This window comes from Thalassolituus sp. UBA2590 (assembly GCF_002339775.1).
Taxonomy (GTDB): domain Bacteria; phylum Pseudomonadota; class Gammaproteobacteria; order Pseudomonadales; family Oceanobacteraceae; genus Thalassolituus.
In genome coordinates, this window is sequence record NZ_DDKU01000174.1 from 1 (window position 1) to 5,914 (window position 5,914).

General features: G+C 49.8%; 4 protein-coding genes and 1 pseudogene. All 5 read right to left on the reverse strand.

Annotated elements, in window-relative coordinates:
- Positions 1–77: 77 nt before the first annotated feature.
- Positions 78–2,171 carry an elongation factor G gene (fusA, locus tag B2067_RS14690; RefSeq protein WP_301388954.1) on the reverse strand — a complete coding sequence of 698 codons (2,094 nt, stop codon included), beginning with the start codon at positions 2,169–2,171 and terminating at the stop codon, positions 78–80.
- A gap of 294 nt (positions 2,172–2,465) precedes the next feature.
- The gene (rpsG, locus tag B2067_RS14695) at positions 2,466–2,936 is read right to left on the reverse strand and encodes a 30S ribosomal protein S7 (protein WP_068441893.1); all 471 of its coding nucleotides are present in this window, start codon (positions 2,934–2,936) and stop codon (positions 2,466–2,468) included.
- Positions 2,937–3,028: 92 nt separating this feature from the next.
- On the reverse strand, positions 3,029–3,403 hold the full coding sequence (gene rpsL / locus B2067_RS14700; RefSeq protein ID WP_068441891.1) for a 30S ribosomal protein S12: 375 nt from the start codon (positions 3,401–3,403) through the stop codon (positions 3,029–3,031).
- 255 nt (positions 3,404–3,658) lie between these two features.
- On the reverse strand, positions 3,659–4,225 hold the full coding sequence (locus tag B2067_RS14705) for a hypothetical protein (protein WP_301388955.1): 567 nt from the start codon (positions 4,223–4,225) through the stop codon (positions 3,659–3,661).
- Positions 4,226–4,456: 231 nt separating this feature from the next.
- A pseudogene (locus B2067_RS14710) lies at positions 4,457–5,914 on the reverse strand (DNA-directed RNA polymerase subunit beta'); the annotation flags it as partial.

Sequence of the window (5,914 nt, forward strand, 5' to 3'; positions counted from 1 at the left end):
AGTACCCACGTTTACGTGGGGTTTGGAACGTTCAAACGTTTCCTTAGCCATGAGAATACCTCATCAAATGTCAGTAATTAAAATCTGTTAATAATTGCATCGGCCACGTTTGATGGCGCTTCCGCATATTTCTCAAATTCCATGGAATAGGTCGCCCGCCCCTGGCTTGCAGAGCGCAGATCGGTGGCATAACCGAACATCTCTGCCAGCGGTACGGACGCATTCACCACCTTACCGGACGGTGTATCTTCCATTCCTGAAATCATGCCGCGGCGACGGTTAAGGTCGCCAACAACGTCACCCATGTAGTCTTCAGGGGTAACAACTTCAACCTTCATCATCGGCTCGAGCAGTACTGCATCGCCTTCCTGTGAAAGCTGCTTGGTTGCTTGTGACGCGGCAATTTTAAACGCCATCTCATTCGAGTCAACGTCATGGAAAGAGCCGTCATACAGTGTCGCCTTCAGACCCAGCAATGGGTAGCCAGCAAGAACACCGTTTTTCATCTGCTCTTCAATACCTTTTTCAACCGATGGAATGTATTCGCGCGGAATCACACCACCAGTAATCTCGTTAACGAACTCGAGACCTTCTTCTTCGCTCGGCTCAAATCGGATAACCACGTGACCGTATTGACCACGACCGCCGGATTGCTTCGCAAACTTATTGTTAATCTCAACAGTCCGGGTAATTTTCTCGCGATAAGCCACCTGAGGCTTACCTACATTACACTCGACTTTAAATTCCCGCTTCATGCGATCGACAATAATGTCGAGGTGGAGTTCACCCATACCTGAGATAATGGTCTGACCTGACTCTTCGTCAGTCTCGACGCGGAACGACGGATCTTCCTGCGCCAGCTTACCGAGAGCTACGCCCATCTTCTCCTGGTCGGCCTGAGACTTAGGCTCAACCGCCACCGAGATAACCGGGTCCGGGAACTCCATACGTTCAAGCGTAATAATATCTTTCTGGTCGCAGAGCGTGTCACCTGTTGTGACATCTTTCAGACCAATCAAAGCGACGATATCGCCTGCACGAACTTCCTTCAGCTCTTCACGGGAGTTGGCGTGCATCTGAACCATGCGACCAACGCGCTCACGCTTAGACTTAACAGAGTTCATCACAGCGTCGCCAGAGTTCAGCACTCCAGAGTACACGCGGACGAACGTCAGAGTACCAACGAAGGGGTCTGTCGCGATTTTAAAAGCAAGCGCCGCAAACGGCTCATCATCAGAGGAGTGACGAACGCCGACAGACTCGTCTTTATCGTCAAGAATACCTTCAATCGCTTTCACTTCGGTTGGCGAAGGCAGATATTCAATAACCGCATCCAGAACCGCCTGTACGCCTTTATTTTTGAAAGCAGAACCACAGGTAACGAGAACAATCTCGTTTGCCAGTGTGCGCTGACGCAGAGCCGCTTTAATCTCTTCCTCGGAAAGCGTTTCACCTTCGAGGTATTTGTCCATCAACTCTTCAGAGGCTTCTGCGGCTGCTTCAATCAGTTTCTCGCGCCACTCTTCGGCTGTATCAACCAGATCAGCTGGAATGTCTTCATAGGTGAAAGTCAGCCCCTGATCGGCTTCATTCCACATCACGGCCTTCATTTTGATCAGGTCGACGACACCTTTGAAGTCATCTTCAGCGCCAATATTGATCTGCAATGGCACAGGCGTCGCACCAAGACGGGCCTTCAACTGGTTAACTACCATGAAGTAGTCAGCACCGGCACGGTCCATCTTATTGACGAATACCATACGCGGCACTTCGTACTTATTTGCCTGACGCCATACGGTTTCAGTCTGAGGCTGCACACCTGACGATCCGCACAAAACTACGACAGCACCATCCAGAACACGGAGTGAACGCTCCACCTCAATGGTGAAGTCCACGTGCCCCGGGGTATCAATGATGTTAATACGATGCTGATCGAATTGCTGAGCCATACCGGCCCAGAAACAGGTCGTGGCCGCAGAAGTAATGGTGATACCACGCTCCTGCTCCTGCTCCATCCAGTCCATAGTAGCTGCACCGTCATGCACCTCACCAATTTTGTGAGACACACCCGTATAGAACAGCACTCGCTCAGTGGTGGTAGTTTTGCCCGCATCTACGTGCGCACAGATACCAATATTACGATAGCGATCAATCGGCGTTGTACGTGCCACAGCTACACCTCAGTCTGGAACAGTGATGTCAGACATTAGATTAACGCCTGACATGAGATATTAAGGGCGCGAATCGTAATATAAGTAAACAGTGGCAGTCAATGACCCGGCCCTGCCCAGCCCTGCTTTCATGGGCATTAGGGAGCGCATTCGTATACCCGGAGATCGCGCCGATGCGAGCCAGCAACGAACTGGCAATACAAAGGAAATTAATCTGTTAGATTTCTGAAAAAGAGGAGAACCAAAGAGGGAGGAGATAAAGGCTGCGTTCGGACGAACACAGCCTTTGAGCGATCAGAAGCGGTAATGAGAGAACGCTTTGTTCGCTTCGGCCATACGGTGAACGTCTTCACGTTTCTTAACCGCAGCACCTTTACCTTCACAGGCTTCGATCATTTCGTTCGCCAGACGCTGAGCCATGGATTTTTCACCACGACCACGCGCAGCGTCAACCAACCAGCGCATAGCCAGTGCCTGACGACGTGCAGGACGAACTTCAACAGGCACCTGGTAAGTAGCACCACCTACACGGCGGCTCTTAACCTCAACCATAGGCTGGATAGCTTCCAGAGACTGTTCGAACATTTCGATTGGATCATTGCCGCTTTTAGAAGCAACAGTGTCCAGTGCACCGTAGACGATTTTCTCGGCTACAGACTTCTTACCACTGATCATTACGTGGTTCATAAACTTCGCCAGAATAGTATTTCCAAACTTAGGATCTGGCAGAATCTCGCGTTTCGCAGCGACGCGTCTTCTTGGCATGATAAGCCCTCTTTAGGTCTTCAGGTCAGCCTGTGCACTTAACGTTATCGAAAAATGGCACAGCCTTACTCTTATCCAATGTCTTAAAGGTATTAACCCTTAGGACGCTTAGCACCGTACTTAGAACGGCCCTGTTTACGGTTAGCAACACCAGAAGTATCCAGTGAACCGCGAACAGTGTGATAACGAACACCTGGCAAGTCTTTTACACGACCGCCACGGATCAGAACAACGCTGTGTTCCTGAAGGTTGTGACCTTCACCGCCGATGTATGAGGTAACTTCGAAACCATTCGTCAGGCGTACACGGCAAACTTTACGCAGTGCCGAGTTAGGCTTTTTCGGGGTAGTTGTGTACACACGAGTACAAACACCACGACGCTGAGGACATGCCTGCAGAGCAGGTACGTCGCTCTTAGCGACCTTACGCTTACGAGGCTTACGAACCAGCTGATTGATTGTAGCCATTAAGCAAACTCCAGTTATTACATTTCACGTGTGCAGACGTCCGCACACAATAAAAGGGGCCGGAATGATACTCCCTGACATAAGGACAGTCAAGCCTAGTTATCGGCCTGCTAGTAATGCAACGATGGATCGACTGATTGTCCCTGTCTGAATGCCCTCGAACCGGCAAACTGAGACATAACGTGGATCATACTTCCGAAGTGCGTAATGATCGGCGACTACATGCCCTACAGAGGTAATTTAAAACGAGAGATATCAGATATCTCCATACCTCTCTTTAACAAACGTTTTAAATTTCGTTGGCAACTCCGCACCAGCAAACAGCTCCTTCCCTGTAACTTCGACTATTTTATCGACGAAGGAAAAGTACTCGTCCGGGTCAACATCCCATGGGAAGTCGATATAACGAAACAGATCTAAATCCCCTGCTCTCCAATGTGGCGTCTTTGATAAGCATAAATCTACCTGGAATAGTTTTTCTGTAGAAGCAGCCGAAGTGGCCGGTGGTGGGCGACAGCTCATACGGACGTAATGATATTGACCAATGCCTTTAGACTTGACCCACTTGAACCGCCAGACACTAAATGTACTGACGATATGACTCTTCTCAACCCTCACCATCACTCTTAGGTTTAGCAGTAACAATGCACCCATCAGCAGTGGTATTCCGACAATGCTCATCACCCCAAAGATTTCAAAACGATAGAGCATGAAAAAATCGATCGCGAAAAATGGTAACGACATAAATAACAAAATCCAGCCGCCATTTTCTTTTGAATCAGACCAATTACTTTCAAACTCAAAACACTCTAAATCAGTCACACTTCTGCCCAAACCTAAATTCATCCTATACGACAATATCATGTTCAAGGGTGTAATTTGCTTTAAGTATTGGCCCGGGCTTTATAGCGGCTACCAATCTCGCAAATGCCGCAGTCAAATTGCCATGAACATGGTAACTAAGACTAAGTGACGAACCAGAAGCATAAAAAACGGGAGCCTAAGCTCCCGTTTTTTATGGCTCCCCGCTTTCGCGGGGGTGACGCTAACGCATCACTTATCGCTGAACGCTTCGCTCAGTTTCGCTTCCATATCCTCAGCAGATACAGTCAACGATTCTGGCATCGCCTTCATACGATCATCTTCACGGCTCTGACGCTTACGCTTACGTTCTTCGTGATACGTAAGACCAGTACCCGCCGGGATCAGACGACCAACAACCACGTTCTCTTTCAGGCCACGCAGGGTGTCCATCTTACCGGTAACTGCACCTTCGGTGAGTACACGAGTGGTTTCCTGGAAGGAAGCCGCAGAGATGAACGACTCGGTTGCCAGAGACGCTTTGGTGATACCCAGCAGAACGCGCTCGCCTTTCGCAGCAATTTTACCTGCCGCATCCAGCTTCTCGTTCTCTTCCAGGAAGTTGGTGTATTCCACCTGATCACCTGGAATGAAGTTACTGTCGCCGTTTTCACCAATGATGACTTTACGCAGCATCTGACGAACGATGACTTCGATGTGCTTATCATCGATGCCTACACCCTGCAGACGGTAAACTTCCTGCACTTCGTTGGTGATGTACATCGCCAGATGGCCAACACCTTTCAGACGCAGAATGTCATGCGGGTTGAACGGACCATCAGAGATAACTTCACCTTTCTCAACCTGTTCACCTTCGAACACGTTGAGGTGACGCCACTTAGGAATCAGCTCTTCATAGTGATCACCGCCGTCGTTCGGCGTAATAACCAGACGCTTCTTACCTTTAGTCTCTTTACCGAAGCTCACGGTACCAGAGATTTCTGCAAGGATTGCAGGCTCTTTTGGCTTACGTGCTTCGAACAGGTCAGCAACTCGTGGCAGACCACCGGTAATGTCTTTGTTACCTGACGTCTCCTGCGGGATACGTGCGATTACGTCACCCACAGTCACGATCGCACCGTTCTCCTGAGAAACCAGTGCGTTGGCTGGCAGCAGGTACTGAGCCGGTGCATTGGTACCTGGCAGGTGAACGTCGTTACCTTTTTCGTCAACCAGCTTAACCATCGGACGGATATCTTTACCGGCCGCTGGACGATCTTTAGGATCGATAACTTCGATACTGGACAGACCCGTCAGTTCGTCAGTTGTACGGTTGATGGTAATACCTTCTTCCATACCGACAAATTCGATCTTACCGGCCACTTCAGTCACGATTGGGTGAGTGTGTGGATCCCAGCTAGCGACCTTCTGGCCAGCTTCTACCAGCTCGCCGTCTTTCACACTGATCACAGCACCGTAAGGAAGCTTGTACAGCTCACGCTCACGGCCATGGTCGTCTGCCAGAGCAATCGAACCAGAACGGGAAACAGCAACCAGATCGCCGTTTTCACGCGTTACAGTCTTCATGTTGTGCAGGCGAACTTTACCAGCGTTCTTAACCTGTACGCTGTCGGCAGCAGAAGAACGGGATGCCGCACCACCAATGTGGAACGTACGCATCGTCAGCTGTGTACCCGGCTCACCGATGGA